The organism is Sorangium sp. So ce321, assembly GCF_051530195.1.
Classification (GTDB): Bacteria; Myxococcota_A; Polyangia; order Polyangiales; family Polyangiaceae; genus Sorangium.
The window spans coordinates 4,847,174-4,870,985 of record NZ_CP150329.1 but is presented as its reverse complement, the minus strand read 5'-3'; the positions used below and the strand labels follow the sequence as shown (position 1 = coordinate 4,870,985).

Annotated in this window: 18 protein-coding genes; 4 read left to right on the top strand and 14 right to left on the bottom strand. The window is 73.3% G+C overall.

The features are described from left to right. Nucleotides 1-88: 88 nt before the first annotated feature. Both WME89_RS18515 and WME89_RS18510 read left to right on the top strand, forming a co-directional pair. Nucleotides 89-925 carry a hypothetical protein gene (locus WME89_RS18515; protein WP_438010440.1) on the top strand — a complete coding sequence of 279 codons (837 nt, stop codon included), beginning with the start codon at nt 89-91 and terminating at the stop codon, nt 923-925. Between the two features lie 323 nt (nt 926-1,248). Further along, nucleotides 1,249-2,331, top strand: a complete 1,083-nt coding sequence (locus WME89_RS18510) for an AraC family transcriptional regulator ligand-binding domain-containing protein (protein ID WP_438010439.1) — start codon at nt 1,249-1,251, stop codon at nt 2,329-2,331. A gap of 76 nt (nt 2,332-2,407) precedes the next feature. On the opposite strand, the gene dmpG is transcribed toward WME89_RS18510, so the two are convergent. The 5 genes from dmpG to WME89_RS18485 are packed head-to-tail and all read right to left on the bottom strand — an operon-like array spanning nt 2,408 to nt 7,089. Then, entirely contained in the window at nt 2,408-3,448 is a 1,041-nt protein-coding gene (gene dmpG, locus WME89_RS18505; RefSeq protein ID WP_438010438.1) for a 4-hydroxy-2-oxovalerate aldolase, read from the bottom strand. 28 nt (nt 3,449-3,476) lie between these two features. After that, nucleotides 3,477-4,376 (bottom strand): acetaldehyde dehydrogenase (acetylating), encoded by a 900-nt coding sequence (locus tag WME89_RS18500; protein WP_438010437.1) that lies wholly within the window; start codon nt 4,374-4,376, stop codon nt 3,477-3,479. A gap of 28 nt (nt 4,377-4,404) precedes the next feature. Next, entirely contained in the window at nt 4,405-5,190 is a 786-nt protein-coding gene (gene dmpE / locus WME89_RS18495) for a 2-oxopent-4-enoate hydratase (protein WP_438010436.1), read from the bottom strand. A 50-nt stretch (nt 5,191-5,240) separates the two neighbouring features. Next, the gene (locus WME89_RS18490) at nt 5,241-6,101 is read right to left on the bottom strand and encodes an alpha/beta fold hydrolase (protein ID WP_438010435.1); all 861 of its coding nucleotides are present in this window, start codon (nt 6,099-6,101) and stop codon (nt 5,241-5,243) included. A 58-nt stretch (nt 6,102-6,159) separates the two neighbouring features. Continuing rightward, a complete protein-coding gene (locus tag WME89_RS18485; protein ID WP_438010434.1) occupies nt 6,160-7,089 on the bottom strand; it encodes a catechol 2,3-dioxygenase in 930 nt (309 codons plus the stop codon). A gap of 120 nt (nt 7,090-7,209) precedes the next feature. On the opposite strand from WME89_RS18485, the gene WME89_RS18480 reads away from it, so the two are divergent. Continuing rightward, nucleotides 7,210-8,142: a LysR family transcriptional regulator gene (locus WME89_RS18480; protein WP_438010433.1), complete on the top strand. Its 933-nt coding sequence runs from the start codon at nt 7,210-7,212 to the stop codon at nt 8,140-8,142. Between the two features lie 189 nt (nt 8,143-8,331). Here WME89_RS18480 and WME89_RS18475 read toward each other — a convergent pair whose 3' ends face one another. Further along, the gene (locus tag WME89_RS18475) at nt 8,332-9,051 is read right to left on the bottom strand and encodes a CPBP family intramembrane glutamic endopeptidase (RefSeq protein WP_438010432.1); all 720 of its coding nucleotides are present in this window, start codon (nt 9,049-9,051) and stop codon (nt 8,332-8,334) included. A gap of 287 nt (nt 9,052-9,338) precedes the next feature. Next, nucleotides 9,339-10,337: a hypothetical protein gene (locus WME89_RS18470; RefSeq protein WP_438010431.1), complete on the bottom strand. Its 999-nt coding sequence runs from the start codon at nt 10,335-10,337 to the stop codon at nt 9,339-9,341. An 868-nt stretch (nt 10,338-11,205) separates the two neighbouring features. On the opposite strand from WME89_RS18470, the gene WME89_RS18465 reads away from it, so the two are divergent. Then, nucleotides 11,206-12,537, top strand: a complete 1,332-nt coding sequence (locus WME89_RS18465; protein WP_438010430.1) for a cytochrome P450 — start codon at nt 11,206-11,208, stop codon at nt 12,535-12,537. A gap of 143 nt (nt 12,538-12,680) precedes the next feature. On the opposite strand, the gene WME89_RS18460 is transcribed toward WME89_RS18465, so the two are convergent. From WME89_RS18460 to WME89_RS18430, 7 genes are read right to left on the bottom strand one after another with little or no spacing between them, the layout of a single operon-like run. Continuing rightward, entirely contained in the window at nt 12,681-14,792 is a 2,112-nt protein-coding gene (locus WME89_RS18460) for an ATP-binding cassette domain-containing protein (protein ID WP_438010429.1), read from the bottom strand. Further along, a complete protein-coding gene (locus tag WME89_RS18455) occupies nt 14,773-17,490 on the bottom strand; it encodes an ATP-binding cassette domain-containing protein (RefSeq protein ID WP_438010428.1) in 2,718 nt (905 codons plus the stop codon). The genes WME89_RS18460 and WME89_RS18455 overlap by 20 nt, the downstream gene beginning before the upstream one ends. A gap of 7 nt (nt 17,491-17,497) precedes the next feature. Then, the gene (locus WME89_RS18450) at nt 17,498-19,384 is read right to left on the bottom strand and encodes a YcaO-like family protein (protein ID WP_438010427.1); all 1,887 of its coding nucleotides are present in this window, start codon (nt 19,382-19,384) and stop codon (nt 17,498-17,500) included. After that, nucleotides 19,381-20,571 (bottom strand): HlyD family efflux transporter periplasmic adaptor subunit, encoded by a 1,191-nt coding sequence (locus tag WME89_RS18445; protein WP_438010426.1) that lies wholly within the window; start codon nt 20,569-20,571, stop codon nt 19,381-19,383. The genes WME89_RS18450 and WME89_RS18445 overlap by 4 nt, the downstream gene beginning before the upstream one ends. A gap of 2 nt (nt 20,572-20,573) precedes the next feature. After that, nucleotides 20,574-21,356, bottom strand: a complete 783-nt coding sequence (locus WME89_RS18440; RefSeq protein ID WP_438010425.1) for a TfuA-like protein — start codon at nt 21,354-21,356, stop codon at nt 20,574-20,576. Further along, nucleotides 21,353-22,558 carry a YcaO-like family protein gene (locus tag WME89_RS18435; protein ID WP_438010424.1) on the bottom strand — a complete coding sequence of 402 codons (1,206 nt, stop codon included), beginning with the start codon at nt 22,556-22,558 and terminating at the stop codon, nt 21,353-21,355. Before WME89_RS18435 ends, WME89_RS18440 begins: the two co-directional genes overlap by 4 nt. Nucleotides 22,559-22,577: 19 nt before the next feature. Further along, complete coding sequence (locus WME89_RS18430; protein ID WP_438010423.1) at nt 22,578-23,804, bottom strand: JmjC domain-containing protein; 1,227 nt, start codon at nt 23,802-23,804, stop codon at nt 22,578-22,580. Nucleotides 23,805-23,812: the final 8 nt, after the last annotated feature.

The following is a 23,812-nucleotide window of genomic DNA, read 5'->3' as shown; positions in this document are numbered from 1 at the left end:
TCTCCCCGATCGCCCTTCCTGCTCGCGAGGGCAGCGCTCTGTTTCGCGTTGGCGGCCGGCCCGGATATCGGCAGACTACGCCCCCTGCATGGCCTACGACCGATCCACGCAGCGCAGGAGAGGCTCCCGCGCTCACCTGATCTCCACGGCAACGAGGCGCCGTGGCGCCGCCGCGGCGGCGCTCTGGGCGGCGCTCGCGGCCTCCCCGGCCGCACGCGCCGACGAGGGCGCCGCGCGGCTCGGCGTCCCGGTCGAAGTGCCTCCGGCAGCGTGGCTCGATCCGGCGGGGCCGGCGCCCAACGCCGCCCTCGCGGGCACGTGGGACATGGCCGCGCCGCCGCTCTCGGTCCTGCTCCCATCGAAGTCCAGCGGCGGGCCGCGGGAGGAGCGATGGCGGTTCGCGCTCGGGATCCACGGGTCCGCCGACGGCGCGTCGGCCCCCGCGCTGAGCCCCGCGGTATCGCTGTTCGCCGACGTCTGGTACCGCACTGGCGAGGTCTTCTCTCCCTCGCTGCGTGTCTGGTTCTCGCATGCCCGGAGCAGCACGAGCCTTATCGGCGTCGCGCGCGCCAGCTTCCAGCTCACGAAGGGACGACTCGACGTGTGCCCGGTGGACCTGCCGCTCTTCGGCAGCGCAGGCATCACGCCCTGCGCCACGTACGAGCTCGGCGTGCTGCACGCCGAGGCCGACTACGACCCCGGCGCAGGGAGCGATTTCACCGAGCGCTCCCGTCCCTGGTCCACCCCGGGGCTCCTCGGCCGGTTCCACATCGAGCCCACCGATTGGCTCCGTATCGAGGTCCAGGGAGGAGCGATGTTCCCGACGGTGCGCGACGTCTACGAGTACATCCCGGCGGACGCGACGTTCAAGATCCCCGCGGTGGGCGGCTTCTTCGGCGCGGGCGCAGGCGTCTCGTTCCCTTGATGGCGGAGCGCAGCCGGGGCCGCGCGCGCCCGAGCACACCGGAGGCGCGCTGCATGTCCGCGCGCGCCCCGAGCATTCGAGTCCGGCTCACGGGATCGCGGCGTCTGTCGACGCGCTCGCATCGTGCGCAGTCGACGCAAGCGCGCGCATACGGACGTCGATGAGGAGCTCCAGGGGGCGCGACGAGATCGGGTGATCCCGGCATCTGCGGGGCCAGCCTCTCCGGCTCCGGCATCTGCGGGGCCAGCCTCTCCGGCTCCGGTCGTCTCCGGCCCCGGAGACCTCCGGCCCCTCACGCCCGTGCGCTATGCTCCGCGGTCGCCATGCCCGACGGCGAGCTCGTGTTCGCATCCATCCCCGCCGCGCTCATCGCCTTCGCGTCCTCGCGCGGCGTCCCGCACGGCGATCTCGTCCGCGCCGCGGGCGTGGCGCCCGAGGCGCTCGCCGCGCCCGACGAGCTCGTGCCGTACGCCTCGCTCCTCTCGCTGTGGGAGCTCCTGCTGCAGCGCCTCCCCGGCGAGCCGCTCGGGCTCCAGTACTCGCGCTGGATCCCCGTGTCGGTCGTGGGCGTCGTCGGGCACGTCCTCCGCCACAGCGAGACGTTGCGCCAGGGGATCGCCGCCTATGGCCGCTTCTGCCGGCTCATGGACCCGTACCTCCGCATCACCGTCGACGAGCGCGGCGGGGCCGCCCACCTCGCGCTCGAGCACGAGCCGCGCGTCGTCGCCATGGCCGAGCCGATCGAGCTGATGGTCGCGGCGCTCGCGCGCTTCATCGCGCTCTACCTCGACGGCGCCGCGCGGCCGATCGAGGCCGGCGCCGCGCGGCCGATCGAAGCGGTGTTCCGCCATGCCCGGCGGCACCCGCCGGCGCTCTACGAGGAGGTGCTCGGCGCCCCGGCCCGCTTCGAGGCGCCCGCCACGGGCCTCGTCTACGACGCGCGCGTGCTCGACGCGCCGGTCGTCGGCGCGGATCCCTCGGTCCGCGACTACCTCGTGCGCCACGCCGAGCAGCTCCTCGCCGCGCGCGCCGCGCCCCCCGGCAGCGACGCGCTCGCTGGCGGCGCCGCGCCCTCCGGCGGCGCCGCGCCCCTCGACGCGCGCGTGCGCGCCCGCATCGACGAGCGGCTCGACCGCGGCGAGGTGGACCAGGAGGGGATCGCGCGCTCGCTGGGCATGAGCACGCGCTCGCTCCAGCGCGCCCTCAAGGACCTCGGCACGTCGTTCACGGCGCAGCTCGACGAGGCGCGGCGGGGCAAGGCGCTCGACCTCGTCCGCCAGCGCGATCTCGCGCTCCAGGAGATCGCCTTCCTGCTCGGCTACGTCGAGACGCGCCACTTCTACCGCAGCTTCCGCCGCTGGACCGGCACCACGCCGGGCGAGTACCGGCGCACCTGGGCCCGCTAGCTCCGCGCGTCTGACGCTATGACGTTCAGCGCGCGCGTCGATGCTCATCTCTCGCGTTGCCCCGCCACATCAGGGCTCATATCAACCCGCGCTCTCGGGCCATCGTCAGCGCTGCGTCTTCGACCATGTCTTCTTGTCCGCCGACCGTGCCGCGCCTGCCCATCTCGGTCAACAGATCGCGCGCAGGGATACCGTATTTCGCCTCCGCGCGCTTCGCGAACAGAAGAAAGGACGAATAGACCCCGGCAAAGCCCAGCGTGAGAGCATCGCGATCGCAACGCACGGGGTGGTCCATCATCGGCACCACCAGGTCTTCTGCCACGTCCTGGATCTTGTAAAGGTCCACGCCTGTCTCGATGCCCATGCGCTCGCAAACGGCGATGAGCACCTCCATCGGCGTGTCGCCAGCGCCAGCGCCGAGGCCCGCGGCGGACCCGTCGATGCGGCCGGCCCCCGCCGCCACCGCAGCGATGGAGTTGGCCACGCCCATGGCCAGGTTGTGGTGCCCGTGAAAGCCAACCTCGGTCTCCGGTCGCAGCTCCCCTCGCACGGCCTTCAACTTCGAGGTGACCTCGTCCGGCAACATGTACCCGGCCGAGTCGGTGACGTAGACGCAGTTGGCGCCATGGGCCTCCATCAGCTTGGCCTGCGACGCCAGCGTCGCTGCGTCGGCGCGGTGAGCCATCATGAGGAAGCCCACCGTGTCGAGCTCCAGCTTGCGTGCCAGGCCGAGGTGCTGCTCTGAAACGTCGGCCTCGGTGCAGTGGGTAGCCACCCGGATGGTATGTACGCCCAGGTCCTTGGCCATCCTCAGGTGGTCCGTGGTCCCGATGCCCGGCAGCAGCAAAGCGGAGATCTTCGCTCGCTTCATGCGCGGGATGACGGCCGAGAGGTATTCCTCGTCGGTATGGGCTGGAAAGCCATAGTTGACGGACGACCCGCCCAGCCCATCACCGTGGGTGACTTCGATCAGGGGTACGCCCGCGGCATCCAGGCCGCTGGCAATGGCCCGCATCTGGTCGAGGGTCATCTGGTGACGCTTCGGGTGCATGCCGTCGCGCAACGTCATGTCATGGACGAGGATGCGGGCGGACGTGGCTTCCTTGATTGTATGCATGCGATCCACCTCGGACGGCGCCTTTGGGTCAGGGCTGCCGCGCGTTCAGCAGCATGTCCTCTGCGATCATCTCGGCCGCGCGCGTCGCGGCGGCGGTCATGATGTCGAGATTTCCGGAGTATTTTGGCAGGTAGTCGCCCAGCCCTTCCACCTCGAGGTAGATCGACACCCGGTGGCCGTCGAACACCGGCCCGTTGACCAGCCTGTAGCCAGGCACGTAGCGTCGGACCTCCTGCAGCATGGAGCGCACGGAGGCGGTGATGGCGGCCTCGTCGGGCGGTGTCTTCGTCAGGCAGTGCACGGTGTCCCGCATGATCAGCGGCGGGTCGGCAGGGTTGATGATGATGATGGCTTTGCCCTTGTCCGCGCCCCCCACCTCTTCGATCGCGCGGGCCGTCGTCCGCGTGAGCTCGTCGATGTTCTTCCGGGTGCCAGGGCCGGCCGAGCGCGAGCTGATGGTGGCCACGATCTCGGCGTAGCCCACGGGCTCTACGCGGCGCACGGCGGCGATCATCGGGATCGTGGCCTGGCCGCCGCAGGTCACCATGTTGACGTTGTTCGCGCGGCGGCTCAGGTGTTCCGTCAGGTTGACGGCCGGCACGCAGAACGGGCCGATGGCCGCCGGTGTGAGGTCGATCATGGTGACGCCGAGCGCGGTCAACGTGTCGGAGTTGGATCTGTGCACATGGGCGCTGGTCGCGTCGAAGGCGATGCGGATGTCGTCGGCTCGGACGTGCGGCACGAGGCCCTCGACGCCTCGGTCGGCGGTCTTGAGGCCGACATCACGGGCACGCCGCAGACCTTCCGACGATGGGTCGACGCCGACCATCCAGACCGGGTCGAGCACCGGGCTTCGCATGAGCTTGTAGAGCAGGTCGGTCCCTATGTTTCCAGGGCCGAGCACCGCGCAGCGCACCTTATCGAACATGAGAGCACTCCATGGATGGCTCGTGAGTTCAAGCGGAGAACCGGACGGAGCACGCGCCGATGCCCCCGATGCGAAGGTGGAAGACGTCGCCGGGGCGCACGGTCACCATCGCGCCCAGCGCTCCCGAGAGGATCACCTCGCCGGCTCCGAGGCAGCCGCCCCATCTGCCGAGCGTGTTGGCCAGCCAGACGACGGCATTGACGGGGGAGCTCATGGTGGCGGCGCCGGCGCCGGTCACGGCCACCTCGCCGTTGTGCTCGAGCACCATTCCGCACGTGACGAGATCGATCCCGCGGGGATCGACGAGCCGGCTCCCGAGGACGAAGGCGCCGCAGGAAGCGTTGTCTGCTACCGTATCCTGGATCTTGATCTTCCAGTCCTTGATGCGCGAGTCGACGATCTCGAAGCAGGCCATCACGCCCTCGGTGGCGCTCAGCACGTCGGCTGCCGTGATCCCCGGCCCGCGAAGATCACGCTTGAGGACAAACGCTATCTCTCCCTCGATCCTGGGCTGGATGAAGCGGCTCATGGGCAAGCATTCGCCTTCGCCATGGACCATGTCGTCCAGCAGGAGGCCGAAGTCCGGCTGCGCGACGCCCAGCATGTTCATGACAGCCCTGCTGGTGACGCCGATCTTCTTCCCGACCGTGCGCGCGCCGCAGGCGTGGCGCCTGTCGATCAACCGGCGCTGCACGGCGTAGGCCGCCTCTACGCCGATGTCAGGGTGCCTCTGGGTCAGCGGGTCGATAGCGTGACCGCCTCGTAGAGCGTCGAAGAGCTCGTCACCGAGCTGGGAGATCAGTCTGTCGTCCATGGCTTCCTTGATTGCGGGTTGGCGGGCGGTCGCGAGGCCGGCGCTGGCTGTCAGAGCGTTCGAGGCTCCTCGAGGTCGTCTTCGAGCAGGAAGTCGGCCACCAGGCGCGCGAACCTGTCCGCGTGCTCGATCTGAGTCCAGTGCCCGCACTGGCCGAGGACATGGAGCTGCGAGCGAGCGATGAGGCCGGCCAGGCGAAGGGAGCTCTGCAGCGGGATCACCCGGTCTTCCCGGCCATGCAGCACCAGCGCCTGGTGTGGGATGGCCCGGATGTCGTCCTCGCTGCTGGCCATCGCGTCGATCCAGCGTTGCCGCGGGGCGGGGAACATCGCGGAGAACGCCTCCTGGAAGCCGGGGCGGACGCTGGCCTGGTAGCGCATCCGGGTGAGCTCGTCGCCGACCAGCTTGCGGTCATAGGTGAACAGGTCGAGCAGCTCGCGCATGGCCTCGATCGACGGCGTGTAGCCCCACACCGCGTCCAGGCCGGGGGTGAGCTCGAAGCGAACGCCCACGCTGCCCATCAGCACGAGGCGGCGCACCCGCCGCGGATGGCGGATGGTGGCCGCGAGCGCCAGCGCGCCGCCGAAGGAGTTGCCAACCAGGTCCACCTGCGGCAGATCGAGCTCATCCATCAGCCCGAGCAGCTGGCTGACCCACACATCCATACCGTACTGGATGCCGGCAGGCCGGTCGGTGAAGCCGAAGCCCACCATATCTGGGGCGATGCCCCTGAACCGTGTCGCCAGGCTGGGGAGCGCCAGGCGCCAGTTGGCCCACGCGCTGACGCCGGGGCCGGAGCCGTGGATGAAGACGACCGGTCGGCCCTGGCCGAGGTCGTGGTAGTTCGTGCGGATCCCGCTCGCGACGACGCTCTTGCCGATTTCTGGGTTGGTATCCGGATTGCTGAACATGGCTTCACCTGTGCTGGGCCGGGGAGGCGCGGGCTGCGGATGATGTCGTTGGCTCGCCTCACGTCACCACGGACAGGAAGCGCTCGTTCAGCGTGCGGTCGTGGTAGTACACGGCCGCGCCGGCCTCCTCGGACGACCACGTGATGGGTCGGATGTCCGGGTAGGTTTGGTAGCCGCCGCTGAAGGTCTCGAAGCGGTTGCCGGAAGGGTCGAAGGCGTAGATCGTGGTGCCCCGAGTGGCGCCGTGGCGGCTCGGGCCGAAGTCGAGCTTGACTCGATTCATGGAGCAGATATCCGCGGCGCGCAGCACCTTCTCCCAGCTCTCGAGCAGGAAGGACACGTGGTGCAGCTTGCCGGGCTCCGGGTGCCGCACGAAGGCGATGTCGTGCGCCTTGTTCGAGCACGAGAGCCAGATGCCCAGGTCGCTCTCGCCATCTTCGAGCAGGACGTGCTCCACCAGGTAGAAGCCGAGCACTTCGCAGAAGATCTTGCGCGCGCCGTCGATGTCCGGCCCGTACAGCAGGCAATGGTCGTAGCGGATCGGGGCGATGCCTTTTTCGGCGGCGGGCGCCCAGGGGTCCGGGTTGACATAGGAGATGCCGTTGCCCACGTGGGATTTGTACGCGTAGAGCTCCACCAGGTGTCCGGTCGGGATCTCGAAGCGCACCCGCTCTCCGGTCTCCAGCAGCTCGCCGGCGCTGATGCGCTCGGTCTTCACGCCGTAGGCGTTGAGATCGGCCTCGAGCCGGTCGAGGGTCTGCGTGTCGGTGACCTTGAAGCCGATGAAGTCCACGCCGGCCTGGGCGGCGCCGCGCAGGATCAAGCTGTGGTGATCTCTCTCGTCCCAGGCCTTGAAATACACCCGGCCCTGCCTGTCCCTCCCCGTCTCGATGAGGCCGAGGACTTCTGTGTAAAAGCGGACGCTTGCTTCCAGGTCCAGGACGCGCATCTGGAAGTGACCGGGGCGCATGACTCCTTGGATTGCCATGTGAGTATCTCCTTGCGTGCTGCTGTCGATGGTGGTTCAGAGGCCCACGAAGAAGTAGCCAGGCTCCGGCGGTCGCGATAGATAGGCCGGCGGAACCGCTTCGTTTCCGTGGAGAGAACGATGTCCCTGCCCCTCGACGATCTCCCTTCGATGGCGCTGTTCGCGCAGGTGGTGCAGCTCCGCTCTTTTTCGGCGGCCGCGCGCGAGGCCGGCCTCGTCAAGTCGGCCGTCTCCAAGCGCATCGCCGCGCTCGAGGCGCGCGTCGGCGTGCGCCTCCTCGTCCGCACGTCCCGCAAGCTCGCGCTCACGACCGAGGGGCTCGCTTTTTACGAGCACTGCGCGGCCCTCTGCGCGGCCGCGCGCGCGGCCGTCGACTCGGTCGGCGAGGCGCGGTCGGCGCGCGGCGTCGTGCGCGTCAACGCCGCGGGCGTCTTCGCGGCGCTCTATCTCGCGCGCGCGGTCGGCCTCTTCCTCGCGGGCCACCCGGGGATCGACGTACACTTCGTGACGGACGACCGGCTGGTCGACCTGGCCGAGAGCGGCGCTGACATCGTGGTGCGCGTGAGCCGGAAGCTCCGCGGCTCGGCGGTGGTGCGGAGGATCGCCACCGACCGCATGCACCTGGTCGCTTCGCCCGCGTACCTGGCGCGGGCGGGCGCGCCGGAGTCCCCGGCCGATCTCGTGCGGCACAGCTGCCTGCGTTACGGGCTCATGCCCGCGGACGAAGAGTGGCAGTTCGAGGAGGACGGCCGGCGCATCGGGGTGCCTATCGCGAGCAACCTGGTCGCGTCCGACGCCGCGGTCCTGCGCGGAGCGGCCCTCGCCGGCGTTGGGCTCTCGATCTTGCCAGGCTTCCTGGTCGCGCGAGACATCGCCGCAGGAAGGCTAGTCAGCGTGCTCAAACGGCATCTCCATATCCCGCTCGGCGTCTACGTGCTCATGTCGCACCGCACTCAGCTGCCCGAGCGCACGCGGCTCCTCGTCGATTTCCTGGCGCGCCATTTCGCCACGGCAGACTGGGCCGCGCTCGCCGACCCTTCGGATGCGGGTTGAAGCGTCGAGCGCATGGCGGTAGGCATTCCAGCTCTTGCCGAGCCGCGTTTCGATCGGTAGACAGGATGGCTCGGGCCGCGGGGCGCCCTTGCGCCGCGCTGCGCCGAGCAGCAACGGGGGCGCCGACCATGGCTGTGCCGTTCGTTCCCGGACCGTGTCTGGACGCCGTGGAAGAGCGCAGGGGAAGCCTCAAACGAAGCGCAGCGCGGTCAACCCGATCAGGTTGATGCTCGCGTGCGCCACGACGCACGGCCACACGCTGTCCCGTCGCACCGCGAGCGCCCCGAGCACCAGGCCGATGGCGAAGGTCTGCACGACGCCGAGCATCGATTGATAGAAGTGCCCGGCCGCGAACAGCGCCGACGACAGCACGACGGCCAAGGCCGCGGCGGCGCGGTGCCGGGGGTCGGCGGACAGGGCGGCGCGCAGGCGTGAGAGGAAGAAGCCGCGGAACACCAGCTCTTCGTAGATGCCTGTGAAGAGCGCCAGCGGAAGGATGAGGGACGGCGGAAGCGCGGAGAAGCCGCCGAGCGCGGCGGTCTTCTCGGCGGCGAGCCGTTCAGGGGCGAGGCCGGCCGCCAGCGCGTAGACGACCGTGCCCGTACCGGCGACAAGGTAGCTGGCGATGAGCCCGAGCAGGCCCCAGGAGAGGACGGTCGTGGGAGCCTCGCGCCGGAGACCGAGCGTGCTCCAGGGCTCCCGGAACACGGCGAGCAGGACGGCGACGCTGCCGAGCAAGATGCAACCGCCGAGGCCGACGCCCTGGGCGACGTCCCGCGGCGAAAGGGCGCGCGCGCCGGAGCCGGTCGCCTCGCCGAGCCCGATGAACACCAGCACCACGGCGGCGACGAGGAGCACCTGCAGCGCCGCCCGGGGGCGGTTCGTTCCGGAGCGGGCGGTGGTGGACATCGGAGCGTCTCGGGCTCGAGGACATCGTAGTGCACCAGGCCCGCGCCGTCTCGAGCGAACCCGGACGAACGCAGCGCAACGCCGCGCCGCCGCGCCGCCGCGCCGCCGCGCCGCCGCGCCGCCGCGCCGCCGCGCCGGGCCCATCCTTGCGTCGATCCCGGCGAGGCGCCGCGACCCGCCGCGATCGAGCTCGCTGGCCACCGCCTTGGCTCAGTGCGGGGTGGCGTGGCTGTAGAGGAAGCGTTCGGAGCTGCTCGGCGCTGTGAGGGCAGGCCTCAGCGCAGGGTCTACGGAAACTCGCGCACCTTGACCGCGCGTGTCGTGCCCGGGTAGGCGTCGTTATAGTGCTCCACCCCATAAAGCAGGATCTCGCCGTCGGGATCCACATAGATCCCGGCCCCTGCATCGAACGCGCAGTAGCGCTTGTTACCCGTGGCCGAGCTGCTGCAGGACATGTGTCGGCTAGCCACCTCGGTGAAGCTCGGCACGAAGGCCTCGCTGAGGTCCACGCGCCACAGGTCGACCCAGTCCTCGTCAAACCATTTGTTCCTGTGCGTGCCAGCGACGAAGAGCTGCCCGTCGCACTGGGTCACGAGCTGCAGGCCCTGGTATTCCGCACCGCCGAAGGGCGTTGAGACGCTCGCCTGAGATACCCAGGTGGAGCTCGAGCTGCCGAAATAGGGCATCGCCGCCTCCGAGGACACGAACACCTCGACGTCGTCCGAGTTGTGGCCAAAGACGAACGCGAGGTAGCGGCCAGAGGAGAGCAGCGTGAGGCTCACCGCTCCCGCGTTGACCGTCTGACCTCGCGATCGCAGGACGAGCGGGCTCCACTGGGGGTTCAAGGGGTTCGACAGCCTGGCGACGCGAAAGCCCGCCGTCGCCTGATCGTCGTTCTTCTCGAAAGGCACGATGACGTACTCGCCGTTCACCTGAAGGCCGCCCGAGTGATCGTACGGCATCCCTGAGTCGTCGGACTTGTAGCTCACGATCGCGTCGCTGCAGGACGGGAGCCGGGAGGGATAAGCATTCCGACCGAGCAGCCACGGGTTGTTGCTCAGCGATCCGAGGCGCACGACCTCGAAGCCCGGGCGTGCGCCCCCCTGGACCGAGGTCGTCACCAGGAGATAGTTGTAGTCACGCGCGAGCCGTTGGATGCCCTGGTGGTGAATGAGCCCGGTGCCCGTCGTGGGCGCGTACGCGCTGCAGGAGTCACTACCGCTGCGGTAGGCCATGACATAGCTCGGGTCGTAGAGCGCGTTGATGCTGCTGGCGGCATCGTTCACGCAGCGGTTCGTATAGGGGTTCGCGTGGTCCGTGTGGGCCCAGCCCCAATGGGAGCTCAGCCCCTGGTAGGCCACGCCCACTTCGTCGAGCGCTGGCTCGGCTGTGCTCTCATCCGTCCCACCACAGGCGACGAGAGACAGTGCGCCGACTGCTGCTGCAGCGAGCGGCCAGATCCTGGATTGGAGATTGAGTCCATCGTTCTTCATCGCGTCCTCGGAAAGAGAGGTGTGCTGGGCATGCGAGCAGAAGGTCGGGCCACGTGGAGCCGCCGAAGTGGCTCACCGGTCGCTGCGCGTCGCCGTGAGCGCCGCGAAGGACCGGTCGGTGACGCTCACCCGTGTTTGCAGCGCTCATGCCAGGGTGGCAGCGCGCGGCGTCCGCCTGCGATTTGTGAGGCGTTGAGCCCGCTCACCCCCGGCGGGCATGCCGACGACGCGCCCCCGCCAAGCTCCACGGCTCCATCGGCTGCCCGCAACGAGCCACACCTGCGCCGATTGAGCAACAACAGCGCAACGCGCTTGCGACCATCCGCCGGCCATCGCGGCTCCGCTGGATGCATGGCGATGGCGCGTGACCGCGAGCCGTCCCGCGGTGGGACCGCGGGGCCGGAGGGGCCACGAGAGCCAGATGCGATCCGAGAATCAAGCTCCTCGTGGCGGCCGTCCCACCGTACAGCCACGCTGCACGGTGGGACCGGGCTGCCCCGGGCCGCGCGCCCGCGTGCGCCGGCCTCGCGCCCGCCTGGCGCGATCCGTCGCAACGTTGGCGCCCGGCGCCGCTGCCGCGCCGCCGCGCCGGACCCATCCTTGCGTCGATCCCGGCGAGGCGCCGCGCCCCGCCGCGATCGAGCTGCTGCCGAGGTACGCCATGAGCCACCTACCCCGAGGCCCGCAGGGCCGACTTCTCACGACCTACCAGTTCCTCACGCGCCCGCTCGAGTTCCTGTCTCGCTGCGCCGCCACCTACGGCGACGTCTTCAACATGCCGATGTACAACGGCGACGTCGTGATCGCCGGCAGCCCCGCGTCGGTGCAGGACGTGATGACCGCGCCGCCGGAGACGTTCGTCCCCTACGCGGTCAAGTCGATCGCTCCCCTCCTGGGGGAGCACTCGCTCCTCATGCTCTCCGGCGAGCGCCACCGGCGCGAGCGCAAGCTGCTGACGCCGCCCTTCCACGGCGATCGCATGCGCGCCTATGCGGCGGCCATGGCGGACGTCGCCGCCCGCCGCTTCGCCGAGGCGGCGCGCGCGCCCCGCGCCGTCGCCCAGGAGGTCACGCAGGCGATCTCGCTCGACGTCATCATCCGCGCCGTCTTCGGGGTGGAGGAGCCGCACCGCACCCGCGCTTTCGCCCGCGCGGTCGTCGCCATGGGCGACGCGGTGACCCCGGCGCTGGCCTTCCTGCCGATCCTCCAGCGCGAGCTCGGCGGCTTCGGCCCCTACGCGCGCTTCCGCCGGCGCGTCGGCGATCTGGAGGCGCTCCTCCGCGGGCAGATCGAGCGGGCGCGCGCGGCGCCGGGGGACGACATCCTGAGCCTCCTCGTCTCGGCCCGCTACGACGACGGGTCGGCCATGAGCGAGCGGGCCATCTTCGACGAGCTCCGGACGCTGCTGTTCGCCGGGCACGAGACGACGGCGCTCGCCCTCGCGTGGGCCCTGGATCACGCGCACCGCGACCCCGCCGTCCTCGCCCGGCTGCGCGACGAGATCGACGCCCTCGGCCCGGAGCCCGACCCGGAGCGCCTCGCCGCGCTCCCCTACCTGGAGGCGGTGTGCAAGGAGGCGCTGCGCCTCTACCCGATCGCCACCGAGGTCCCGCGCCTCGTGGCGCGGCCGTTCCGCCTCGGCGAGCACGAGCTCCAGCCGGGGACGGGGGTGGCGCCGTGCATCCTGCTCGTGCACCACCGCCCCGATCTCTACCCGGAGCCGCTCCGGTTCAGGCCCGAGCGCTTCCTGGAGCGCAAGTTCTCCCCGTTCGAGTACCTGCCGTTCGGCGGCGGCAACCGCCGCTGCATCGGCGCCGCCTTCGCGCTGTTCGAGATGAAGATCGTGCTCGGCGTGGCGCTCTCCGCGTGGCAGTTCCAGCTGCTCGACCAGAGGCCACCCCGCCCCGTGCGGCGCAACGTAACGCTGGGCCCCTCGGGCGGCGTCCCGGTCGCCCTGCGCCCCCGCGCCCGCAGCGCCCTCCGCGCCGCGTAGCGCGGCGTCCGCCCAGGCGCGTCACGGGCTCCCCGACGCGCGCGGCAGCTGTCCCTCGATCGGCCGCGCGGCTGACCCCGGTGAGCGGCCAGCTACATGGAAGAAGCGGGCGCTTCCACCGCAGCTGACGCGATGAAGAGAGATCACGGGTGCGCCACCGTCACCACGGTCCGCGCCCTGCGCTGCACGCATCGCATCACCACGTTGACCGTCTCCGGATCCAGCGCGGCGAAGCTCTCGTCGAAGATCGCGATGCTCGACCCGCGGAGGAGCGTGCGCGCGATGAAGATGCGGCTCCGCTCGCCGTGCGACAGCCGCCAGCCGGACTCGCCCACCATCTCCTGGAGGCCGAGCGGCATCGCGCGGAGCAGCGGGCCGAGGTTGAGCTCGTGGCACACGTCCTCGGCGAGCTCGAGATCGCGCGGCGTCGGCGGCCAGCGGCGCGACATGAGCAGGTTGAACGCGAGCGTGTCGGAGAACAGGAAGTTCTCGTGGAACTGCGGGCAGTAGCCGATCGAGCGCCGCCACTCGGAGAGCGGCAAGCTGCGGCGATCGACGCCGCCGTACAGGAGGACGCCGCGCCCGGGCACCCGAAGGCCGGCCATGACGCTCGCCAGCGTCGACTTGCCCCCGCCCGACGGCCCCTCGAGCAGCACCCAGTCGCCCGGCGCGACCCGCAGGCTCACGCCCGACAGCGCGCTCGCCGCCCGGCCCTCGTAGCGGAAGCCCACGTCGACGATCTCGAGCGCGGCGCCGCCGCCGTCGGCGCCGCCGCCGCCGGCGAGCAGGCGCTGATCGGCGGCGGCGCCGTCGAGGCGGATCAGCGGCCGCAGCTTCTCCCAGGCCACGAGCGCCGTGCCGATGCTCCGCAGCGAGTCGAGCACCTCGCTCAGCGCGGAGAACCCGACGAGCAGGCCGGCGACGCACGCGAGGTCGTCCGCCGGCGAGCGCGGACCGGCCCCCGCGGACGTGAGGACGAGCAGCGCGATGCCGCCCAGCATGAAGACGCACGCGATGGTGGAGCTCGCGATCGAGAGCGCGTCCACGCGCCGGAGCTCGCCGCCGTAGACCTCGAGCCCCGCCGCCTCCCGGTCGTGCCACCGCTCGGGGCGCTGCTGCACGAGGCGGGTGCGGTGCCCCACCATGGCGGAGACGAGCTCGCTCGTGACGTCGAGCCGCGCGTCGGTCCAGCCGCGGATGCGCCGGGTGTACTCGCGCCCCACGAGCACCACGACCGCCATCGAGAGCAGGAGCCACCCGACGAGCCACGGGTGCGGCGCGAGCAGGACGACCGCGGCGAGGAGCTCGAGCGCGCCGACCACCGCGCGCAGGCCGCCCGCGAGCGCGGCGCCCTCGAGGCGGTCGACGTCGATCGCGCGCGCGAGGAACGTGCCCGAGCCCTGCCGGCGCGCGGCGTCGATGTCGAGCGAGAGCGCGCCGTCGAGCACCGCCCGCCGGAGCCACAGCCCCGCGCGGATCGCGATCGAGTAACGCAGCGAGCCCGACGCGACGTCGAGCACCGTCTCGGTCGCGAACGCGAGCGCCCAGGCGGCGAGCAGGCCCGCCGACATGGAGTCGCGATCGACCGCGGACGCGAGGAGCGACCACTTCGCGATCGCGAGGCCGATCACGACCGCGCGCAGCGCGAGGAAGCCGATGGCGGGCGACAGCAGCCGGGCGCGGGAGAGCTGCGCCCGGAGCCCGCCGCCGCGGGCGTCCCGCAGCAGCCAGCCGTGGCCGACCCGCATGTCCGACGTGGCCTCGGACCGGAGCAGCCGCTCGACCGCCCGGCCCCGCGCGGGCTCGGCGCCGCAGCCGAGCTCCTCGAGCATCCCCTCCACCGCCGCGACCCACGGCGACAGCGGCGCGGCCAGCGCGCGCCGGACCACCTCGTCCGGCACCTCGCGCCGCTCGCCCCGCGCGTCGATCGCGACGAGCGCCCCCTCGCCCCGGCGCGCCACGACGAGGAACCGCTCGCGCGCGGGGTGGCCAAGCGGCAGCACACACGGGGCTCCGCGCGCCATCAAGGCGTCGAGCTCGGCGTACTCCGCGTCCACCTCGATCACCTCGCGCCCCATGACCGACGCGGCGCGGCTCAGCCACACGTCGAACGCGTCCGCGTCGCCCGGGGCGCCGCCGAGCAGCTCCAGCGCTGGCGCGCTCGCCGCCGCGCCGAGGTGGAGCGACAGGTGCGCGAGCGCGGCGTGGAGCTCCACGCGCGGGACCGCGGCCCGATCAAGCGCCGAGCTGCTCATCGACCAGCGCCCCGCCTTTCTCGTCGACCAGCGCGCCCCCGTCGAGGCGCGCCCGCCGCCAGCGCGCCGCGCCCCAGACAGCGCGCGTCGCGAGCTCCTCGGCGGCGAGGAGCTGCGCGAACCGGGAGCCGCTCAGGGCGGCCAGCGCGCGCGGATCGCCGTCCTCGACGAGGCGCCCCTCGTGCACCACGAGCACGCGCGAGAACGAGAGCGTCTCGTCGATGTCGTGCGTGACGCAGAGGAGCGTGGCGCGGCGCCAGCGCTCGCGCGCCCGGCGGAGCAGCCGGCTGCGCTGCGCGCGGTCGAGGCCGCGGAACGGCTCGTCGAGCAGCACGAGCGAGGGCTCGCCCCGCCCGAGCGCGCGCGCGAGCCGGATGCGCTGCCCCTGCCCTCCCGAGACGCTGCCGCCCGACTCGCCCGCGACCGTCTCCATCCCGTCGGGGAGGTGCCGCAGGAGGTCGACGAGGTCCGCCGCGCTGATGGCCGCGGAGAGATCGCGCTGCTCCTCGGGCGTGAGGCCGTACGTGACGTTGGCCATCACCGTGTCGTTCCAGAGGTGGACCGTGGGATCGACCCACGCCGTCCGCTGCCGCAGGAGCGCGAAGCGCCGGGCATCCATGGGCGCGCCGTCGATCGCGATCTCGCCCCGCGCCGGCGGCTGGAGGCCGAGCAGGAGCGCGAGGAGCGTCGACTTCCCTGCCCCCGAAGACCCGACCACGGCGACGTGCTCGCCCGGGGCGACGTCGAGCGCGCCCACGTGGAGCATCGTGTTGCCGCGCTCGGCCGCGTCGACGTCGCGCAGCGACACGGCGACCGGCCGCCGGAAGGTGTCCGCCTCCGCCGCGGGCGGCGCCGCCGGCTCGGCCTCCCGCGCGCGCAGCGGCTCGAGGACGCGCAGGATCGAGGTCTTCACGGCCGGCAGATCGAGCCAGGTCTGCGTGAGGTAACGGACCGCGCCCGTCAGCCGCATCAGCCAGAAGGCGACGACGGCGGCGTGGAGCGCGCTGCCGGTCGAGGCCCAGGCGCCGCGCACGACCGCCGCAGTGCCCGCGAGGCCGAGGAGCGACTGGGCGGCGTAGAGGCCGAGGCTGGAGGTCCGGTGGCCGGCCATCGCCTGCGCCCACGCCACGAGCACCGACTCGTGCTGCGACGCGAGCGCGCGCTCGGCGCCGTGCGTGCGCAGGGGCATGCGGCCGAGGAGCGCGTCGAGGAAGGTGCGCCCCATGGCCGCCGCCTGCGTCCGCACGCGCCCCTCGCGCTCGGCGAGCCGGCCGCTCGCGAGCAGGGAGAGCGCCGCGGCGGACGCGGCCATGGCGGCGGCGACGAGCCCGTAGGAGGCGTCGAGGCGCGCCAGCATGGCGAGGACGAGCAGCGCTTCGGCGACGCGGAGGACCACCTCGAAGGCGAGCGCGGGCAGCTCCCGGATGAGGTGGATCTGGTGGGCGCGCTCGGCCATGTCGGAGGCCAGCCGGGTCTTGAAGTACCGGTCGCCGAGCCGCGGGATCTTCATCGCGAGCGCGACGCGGAAGCGCATCTCGAGCACGCGGCCGAGGCGGCGCAGCGCGACCACGGCCGCCGTCTCGACGCCGAGGAGGCCGAGGATGAGCACCCCCGCGGACGCGAGCGCCGACAGCCGCTGCCGCGGAACGCTGAGCGCGGAGAGCACGGTGACCGACGAGCTGATGACGAACGCCTCCACGAAGACGATGGCGCCGAGCAGCAGCGCGAGGGCCGCGAGCGCCGGGACCCCCCGGCGCGCGTGCTCGCCCAGGAGGTCCCAGAGGACGCGCGCGATGCCCTTGCCCGTCCCGGACGAGGACGATGACACGAGCGCCAGCCAGCCCTCCGGCGCCGCCGCGGCGTCGCCCCCGCCGCCCTCGTCGCGCGGCGCTGCCACGGCGGGCCCGGTCATGCGCAGGATGACCGCGCCGCGCAGCGCGACCGTCCCTTCCGCCTCGTCCACGAGGGCGTAGCGGAAGGCCCGCGGGATCGCGGCCGCGGCCTCCTCGCTCGCGGCGAGGCGCCGGACGAGCGCGCACACCCGGGCGGGCAGCGGGCCCCCGGCGGCCTCGGCGAGGGCGCGCGCGAAGCGGGTCGCGGCGTCGAGGCGCGCCACCGCCGCCGCCGAGGGGTCGGCCAGCGCCTCGGCCAGCAGCGCCTCGCCGCCCGGGCCGAGGCGGAGCTTGCGGAGCCGCTCGCGGAGCGGCAGCAGCACGAGATCGGTGCGCGCGAGCGCGCGCCACGACGCGAGGTCGATGGTGTGCTCGTGCGTGCTGCAGACCGACCGGAGCTCGGCCGCGCGGAGCCACGCGCGGCCGTCGGCCGGGTCCATGACCTGGGCGAGCCGCGCGGTGCGGCCCCAGAACACCGCGAAGTGCTGGTTGCCGTTCGCCAGGCGGCGCACGAACAGGCACGGGCAGAACAGCCGCCAGTGCTCGACCAGGGTGTCGGCGGGGAGCACCAGCTGGCCCATCGGGCAGCCCAGATCCGAGGCGACCTGCTCCAGGTCGTCGATCGAGGTGCCGTCGACGTCCGTGCGGCAGAGGTCGCGCAGGAACGTCGTGTCCGCCGGGATGCCCACGCCCTGGAGCAGGCAGCTCAGCGCGGCGGGGCCGCAGTCCATGGCCGACGTCTGCAGCACGTCCGGGGCGAGCCAGGCGCGGTGCGGGCGGCGTCGGTCGCGCGCGGGTGAGCTCACGGCAGCCTCATACGGGCACCGGGTGGCGGAACGCGGCGCCGAGGAGCCGCCGTCCGCCGGCGCTGTCGGACGCGCTGCCGTGGCACGTGGCGCCGGGGATGAGGACGCGCACCGCGCTGAAGCCCACGACCGGGCAGGGGAAATCCTTGACGAGCAGCGCGCCCACGCGCGCCCGGAGCCGCGCGTAGAGCGCGTCGTCGTCCGGGAGATCGTCGAGGCGGCCCGCGGGCCCGAGCCGCTCCAGGTAGGCGCGGATCTCGCCGATGACCTCCGGCGTCGACCAGGCCTCGTAGCCCGCGTCCGCGGGGCTCGACGGGCCCTCCTCGGCGAGGAGCGCAAACTGCTCGCGCAGCTGCACGGCCTCCAGGAGCGCCTTCACCGCCGCCGTCGCCCAGCTGTGGGCCGAGCCCACGCCGCGGCTCATGGCGGCCCCCGCCGCGTCGAGCAGGAACGCGTGGACGATCGGCAGCTCGCGCTCGTCCGGGTACCGCACGAGCCACCACGTCATGCCGAGGCCGCGCAGCGCGCCGGCGAGGTCGCGGAGATCGCCGGACCGGGGGGCCCCGGGGAGGTCGTCGAGCGCGATCCGCTCCCCCGGGCGCAGGTGGAGGAAATTCGGGTAGAAGTTGTCGCGCTCGAGCGTCTCCAGCGCGCCGCGCAGCACCGCGCCGCGGCGGCTCGTGTACGCGGCGAGCCCGCAGCTCGTCGATCCGGTGGTCGCCGCAAACGGCGGGGCCGGGGTGTACGGCTCGTGCACGAGGGCGGCCGGGGCCCAGACGTCGCGGCCGGAGATCTCGTCGCGCACCTGCGTCATCGCGTCGGCGGGCTCGCCGCGGGCGCAGTACGCGTCGTACGCGGGCCCGAACGGGTGGAAGCAGCGCAGCGGGTACTGCTCCGCGCCCGCGGGCGCCTCGCCCACGGCCTCGCTCCGCACGCCGAGGAACGCGCCGAAGCGCTCGATGGCCTCGCCGACGGCCGTGGTGCGCGCCTCCTCCGGGGACGTGCCCTTACCGAAGTTGCCCTCGAGGTAGGCGTCGGCGCCCGCCGGCGAGCGGCACGACGCGACCCACACCGGGCCGACGTCGACCGACCTCTCGAGCCGGAGATCCGCGAGCATGCCCTTCGACCACGTCTGCGCGGACAGGAGCGCCTCGCGCGCCTCCGGGGCGGACTCGAGGGCGGTCCAGAGCCGCACCTCCCGCATGCCGTCCACGAGCACGCAGGTGCCAGCGGGGGCGCGGAGCACACGCGCCGCCGCGGCCGCCGCGGCCGCCGCGTCGCGGCGGATCGCGGGCACCAGGGAGAGCGGCCAGCCCTCCGCGAAGCCCATGCGCTGGAGCTCCACCGCGAACGCCCAGCCGTGCGTCGCCTCGAGGTAGGCGTCGAGGTCGCGCGGCGAGCGCAGCAGCGGGCCGACGTGCAGCCCCTCGCTGCACTCGCCGGCCCAGAGGATCGCGACCCCGGCGGAGAGCAGCGCCCGCGCGGCGTCGGGGCGCCGCGGCTCGACGGCCTGGAGCACCAGCGCGAGCGCGCCGGGCGCGCGCGGCGGCTCGTCGACGACCTCCCACGCGCGCTCGGGCGCGAGCGCGTCGAGCTGCCGGGCGAGGGCGTGCGCCTCGCCGGCGAACTCGCGCGCGACGAGGGCGCCGGTCGCCGTGCCCGGCGCGATCCGCGCGAACGACGCGGTCGGCGCCGGGCGCTCGTCGCGCGGGCCCTCGCGCGGGGGCTCGTCGGCGAACCCCATGGCGCGGAGCTCGTCCCACGCCCCGGGGGCGATCGTGTCGAGCCGCATCGAGGAGAGCTGGACGACGCTCAGCCGCGGCCCGAGCACGAGGGTGCCGTCCGCCGCGGCGCGCGCGACGGTCCACGGCGCGAGGCGCCTCGCTGTGCTCATCGCTCACCTCCGCGCCGCGGCTCGGCCGGGCCCGCGCCGGGCTTCGACAGGCCCGCGTACGCCTGGCCGGCGAGCCGCAGGGCGAGCTCGACCGGCGAGGTCCGCGCGACCTCGACCTCGACCACGCCGGTCTGCCCGTGGACGAGCGCGAGCGCGCCCCGGTCGCCGTCGAGCTCGACGCGCAGCCGGCCTTCGCGGGCCACCTCGGCGACGCTCGTCACCTGGAGCGGGACCGTGGCCCGGCCCGCCGCCGCGGCGCTGTCGAGGCGCATGACCGCCGGCTGGCCCGGGCGCACGACGCCCGCCGCGCCCTCGGCCGCGAACTCCGCCACGACGCGCAGCGGCCCCTCCGGGACCACCGTCCCGAGCCGCTGGGCCGCGGTCACGTAGTCGCCCGCGGGCGCGGGCACGACGTCCCCGAGCACGCCCGAGGCGGGGGCGCGCACCGTGTGCCGGTCCACGTCGTGCTCGAGCCGCGCGATGAGGGCGCGCGCGAGCTCGAGCCGGCCGTCGAGATCGACGATCTCCCGCTCGAGCTCCTGCACCCTCGCCTTGCCGCCCCGATCGGCCGCCTTGATCTCGGCCGCCGCCCGCTGGGCCGCCGCGGCCTCGCGCGCGACGCTCGCGGCACGCTCGACGTGGCTCATCTCGCGCTCGATGCGCTGGAGCGTGGGCAGGAGCGCGGCGTCGTTGAGCGACCGGACGCGGGAGAGCTCGTCGTCGCTGAGCGACAGCAGGCTCTTCGCCGCGTCCCGCTGCACGCTCGCCGTCCTCGCGTTCGCGGCGGCGACGGCGACGTTCGCGTTCGTCAGCTCCTCCTCGAGGCGGAGCGCGAGGCGCGCCGAGCCGAGCGCGCTGGCCACGGCGTCCCGGCGCGCCTTCTCCTCGGCGAGCTGGAGGCGCGCGGACGTGGGGTCGAGCTCGAGGAGCACGTCGCCTTCGGCCACGCTCCGGCCGAGGACGAGGCCGCTCGTCACCACGCGCCCGGCCGCCTCTGCGACGAGGGGCCGCGGCACCACCGACACCTCCACGCGGGCGGCGTCGCTCCCGCGGAACACGGCCACCTCGCCGCCGAAGAACCAGGCGGCCCACCCGGCCAGGAGCGCGCCGGCCAGCGCCGACGACAGGTGGCGCGCGCGGCCGCGCGGCTCGATCGACTCGAGGCAGCGGGCGAAGGCGGCGGGCACGGCTACCCTCCCCTCGCGGCGCGCTCCGCGCGCTCCAGGAGGGCTCGCCGGCGCAGCGGCACCTCCCGCTCCATCATGCGCTCGAAGAGCGTGGTCCTCTCGAACGCGAAGTCGACGGCCGGCGCCGGCAGCTCGGGGAGCGCCGCGACGGTCCGCAGCAGCGCGCGCGCGTCGCGCGCCTTGAGATCGACGTCCTCGCCCGCGACGAAGGCCGCGAGCGCCCGGCGCGCGCCCTCGCCGAGGCCCGCCCGCGCGGCGCGCTCGAGGATCGCCGGCCAGATCCGGTCGGGGTAGAAGAGGCGGCGGGCGGCCTCGAGCGTCGCCGCCGCGGCGGGCGGTCCGACGACCCCGCGCTCGACGGCGAGATCGAGCGCGAAGCGCACGTTCACGAGGGCCTGGGAGAGGGGGCGGTAGCCGAGCTCCGCGGGGGCGTGCGCCACCGCGACCTCGTCGTCGTCGTTCAGCGCGCCGGCGGCGAAGCGCTCGTAGATGCTGCCGACGCCGACCATGCCGAAGCGGCGCAGCTCCACGGCGCGCAGCGCGCCCATGCTGGCCGCGCCCCACACGGGGATACCGCGGCTCAGGGCGAAGAGGATCTCCTTGTGCCAGACGGCGGGGCGCGAGTCGAAGTACCCGTCGATGATCAGGATGCCCCGCGGCGGCTCGGGGAGCGTGGCCAGCGCGCAGACGTCGCCCATCTCGGCGGGCGGGAGGACCTGCGCGTCGAGCAGCGCGCGCGCGTCGTGGGCGCGCAGCGTCGGTCCGAGGAACATGTAGAGCGTCATGCCGCCCCCGTCGCGCGGAGGAGCCGCTCGCCCGGCGCGGCGACGTCCGCGCCGGCCTCGAGCCCGGGCACGACGACCCGCACGACGGGGATCCCGAGCTCCGGCTTGCTGAGGTCGACGGCGACCGCCTGCGCGATCCCGGCGGCGCGGAGGGCCCCGAGCAGCACGTCGAGGTCCTGCTCGAAGGTCTCGTGGCGCCGCGTCGGCGCGGTGGGCCACGCGAGCCGCCCGGCGGGCGCGCGGCACGCAGCCCAGGTCTCCTCGAGGACCGCGAGGTCCCGGGCCTCGTCGTACCCCGCCCGGAACAGGTCGTCGCGGCTGCCGGCGATGAACGTGAGCCGCGTCTGCACGGCCTCGGTGATCGCCCGCGAGAGGGCGATCGCCGGATCGAGGTGCGCGCCTGCGCCCCCGTGGATGCCGGGCACGCGCAGGCCCTCGGACGGCGGATCCATGACGAGGGCGGTGAAGGTCGGCACGCCGACGTCCGAGGTGATGTCGAAGGCGAAGCAGCCGACCTCCGCGCGCTCGAGGGCGCCGAGCACCTCGCGCAGGTACGGCTCGCGCACCGTGGACAGGTCGATCTGCCGCACCTCGCCCGCGGCGTCCCAGAGCGCCTCGGCGTCCCGCTCGATCGCCTCGCAGAGCGCGTGGACGACGGCCTCGACGGGCTCGTTGCCCGAGGCGAGCCCGATGCTCGACTGCGCGTAGGGGCTCCTCTGGTCCGACGCGACGTAGAGCGACGTCACCACGTCGAACGGGACCCAGCAGGCGGCGTCGCGGAACAGGTCCACGCCGGAGACCCAGAGCTGCGGCGCGTCGAGGCGGAGCGCGGCCCCGGGGCGCCGCGGGAGCCTCGTCATGTCGGCCACCGCCGCGCGCCGCCGCAGCGACTCGTACGTGTCCCAGCGGAGGGGCAGATCGATCCACTCGGCGTGCCAGCTCTCGATGGCCTCCATCATGGCGGACGCGCGCGCCGTCGCGTGATCGATGCCCTTGCCCTGCGCGGTGGAGATCGAGCGCGCGGCCGGCCGGATGGCGGTGTAGACGGGGATGCCGATGTGATCGAGCCCGGTGATGTTCGCGATCCGGGTGATGCCCATCCGCTCGAGGTGCGGGGCGTGCCGCGCCAGCGTCTGCTCGGGCGGCAGCGCCCGGTGGGTGCCGGCAAAGAACTGCTTCGGGGTGTGTCGCGTGCGGTCCATGGCTCTCCTCGCGATCTCGCTAGGCCTGCGGCTCCCGCGGGGCAGCCTCGGCCCGGGGCGCGCGCGCGGGCGCGAGCACGCCGACGTCGAGCAGGGTCGAGAGCAACGTGCCCACGTCGACCCGCTGGAGCCCCGCCGCGTGCCGGAGCACCTCGCGCTCGCTCACGGCGCCGCGCTGGGCGAGCAGCCACCCGCAGAGCGGCTCGAAATCGGGGGAGAGGTCGAGCTCGACCTCTCCGTGCGGCGCGGCCGCGACGCGGACGCGGTAGACGGCGTGCTCGCCCGTCCCGGCGCGCGCGCCCTCGGCCCGCGCGCCGGTCCTCTCGAAGCGGCGCCCCGCGCGGGGCACGAGGCTCGGGTTGATCGACGCGACGGCCCGCTCGGGGCTCGCGCGCAGCGCGTCGACGATGCGCGCGAGGTCGTCGATCATCGCGGCGAGCTCGCGCGCCGGCGCGGCCGGGTCGTCGCCGCCGAGGCCCGGCGCGAGGCGTCGCCAGCGCGCGTGCTGGTTCAGCTCGCGCGCCACGTGGGCGCGGACCACGTCGCACCACGTGGGCATGACGAAGTCGAACGTGATGGCGAACGAGTGCGCGTGGGACTCCGTCTGGTGCAGGAAGCCGCGGGGCACGAACAGCACCGACCCGGGCGCCGCCGTGATCTCCCGCGCGTCCTCCGGCATGGCCTGCGGCAGCGGGCCGTCGTAGTACGCCGCGAGCTGCACGCGGTGCGAGCCGCAGGCGTAGTTGTGCAGCGGCTCCGGCACGGCGGGTGAGCGGGCGAGGCGCCACGTCTTCTCGCCGCGCAGCTGCACGGTGAAGGCGGGGTCGTTGTCCCAGTGCGGCACCGCCCCGGCGCCCACGGTCGACGCGAACAGCTGGCACGTGGCCGTCCCGGCGGGCAGGGCGAGCTCCTCCTCCAGCGACCGGAGCAGCGGGTCGAGCGCCGGGACCCAGCGCTCGACGCTGTTGAACTGGAGGAGCGCGCCCGCCTCGTACCCCGCCAGGCTCTCCGGCGCGCGGACCAGCTCCCCGGTGGAGCTCTGCCCGGACGGGTCGTTCCGGAAGTAGACGGTCACCGGATCGTGGAAGACCCGGGCGAGCGCGTGCACGCTCGCGAGCTCGGGCATCTCGAGCAGCGGCGCGAACCGCGAGAGATCGCCGTGCGTCACGCGCGCCTCTCCGGGGAAGGTCGCGAGGAAGTCCGGGCGGGACAGCGGCGCGATGAGCGCGTCGAGCAGCGAGGCCACGCGATCCT